The 1,588-nt window shown below is 44.8% G+C and carries 1 protein-coding gene; it reads left to right on the plus strand.

What is annotated here, in order from left to right:
* The first annotated feature begins 58 nt into the window (after positions 1 to 58).
* Positions 59 to 1,339 (plus strand): IS110 family RNA-guided transposase, encoded by a 1,281-nt coding sequence (locus GON05_RS26220; RefSeq protein WP_157323338.1) that lies wholly within the window; start codon positions 59 to 61, stop codon positions 1,337 to 1,339.
* Positions 1,340 to 1,588: the final 249 nt, after the last annotated feature.

The raw sequence follows: 1,588 nt of genomic DNA on the forward strand, positions 1-1,588 counted from the left end.
TTAGATCATGTCACCGGGCAGTGACTAACAAGATCTAACAACAGGAGGGTGCTCTATTATGAAGTTTAAACAAAGACAGATTAAAAATCAACGTGTCGAGCGAATTACAACAAATCACCTTATCATCGGTGTAGATATTGCCAAAGAAAGACATGTGGCCCGAGCTGTCAACTTCCGCGGAATCGAACTAGGACGACATGTTTCGTTTGAAAACAGAAACGAGGGATTTGTAAAGTTATTGGGTTGGATGCAAGATTTGTTAGCTAAACATAACCTTACCTCATTCATCATCGGACTCGAACCAACCGGGCACTACTGGTTTAATCTAGCTGAATGGTTAACACAAAACGGCTATGAAGTCGTTCTCGTCAACCCTTTAACCACATACAGAAACAAAGAGAATCGCGACAATAGTCAGTCCAAAAATGACTTCAAAGACGCTTTGGTTATCGCGGATGTGGTCAGTCGCGGATATTACTCTGTGTACCATCTACATGGTGATGTTTACCAACGTATACGCATGGTCATGAATAACCGTGACTACTGGGTGAAACAGCTGACAAGCCTTAAAAACCGCATTATCCGCTTACTTGACATCCATTTCCCAGAATTTTGCCGTGTGTTTGAGGATTGGACAACCGTTCGTTCCCTAGCCTCACTTAAGATCTTTCCGATGCCTGCAGACGTGAAGCAACTAACACCAATGGAAATCGTATCCTTATGGAGAGAAAAAGGTGGAATGAAACGAGCTGGCGGCCGAACAGGTATGGAGATCGCTGCAAGACTCATCGCAGCAGCCCGCAATTCCGTCGGCAGTAACGTGGGATATCTGGAAGCTCGAAATGATTTAAAAAGACTTCTCGAAGACTACGAGCGCTTAAATGAGCGACTGCGAGAGTTCGAGCAAGAGCTGGAAGAGTTGCTTGAGCCCCTGCCCGAGGTTCCCTTGCTGCGAAGTCTGAAGGGTTTGAGTACGTTAATGATCTCGGCATTGCTGGCCGGTTGCGGGGACTTAAGCAAGTATGCACATGGCCAGCAGATCCTCTCACAAGCCGGACTGAATCTTGTGAATCAGAGTTCAGGCAAGCACCAAGGTAAAGTTACCATCTCAAAACGCGGAAGGCGCCAACTACGAAAATACTTATATATAGCCGTACTCACCCTTGTCAACAATCATCCGAGTTTTCAGCAGTGGCATCTCCACAACGTACAGGTCTTGAAAATGAAGAAATACCGCTCTATTTTTAAATTAATCGGTAAATTAGCACGTATACTCATTGGTATGGTAAAAGGTCAAAAAGAATTCAAGTCGGAGATGGAACAGGCACAAGCTGCTTAGCTATTTCTGTTATTTAATTGCTCCATAAGCATCAAGTCTTATGAATACATGCATTAGCTGTAGGCGTATGTTGGCTCATTCGTAGGATCACGATTAATGAAAAGCACGGAAGTACCGAGTAGTAGTTCCCAAAGGGCACAGACCCGTTAATTTAGCATCTCGGCCTCCACCTCTTGGACAGGTATAACGAAGGAATGTAAGGGCTACGACCCGTTGAGTCATGGGAGGGTAAATCACCAAGAGTAAGTG

Source organism: Paenibacillus anseongensis, from assembly GCF_009757995.1.
GTDB classification, from domain to species: Bacteria; Bacillota; Bacilli; order Paenibacillales; family NBRC-103111; genus Paenibacillus_E; species Paenibacillus_E chondroitinus.

Bases quoted from the DNA above. Each gene is read 5' to 3' on its own strand.
- GON05_RS26220 (WP_157323338.1), top strand. From the start codon at position 59: ATGAAGTTTAAACAAAGACAGATTAAAAATCAACGTGTCGAGCGAATT.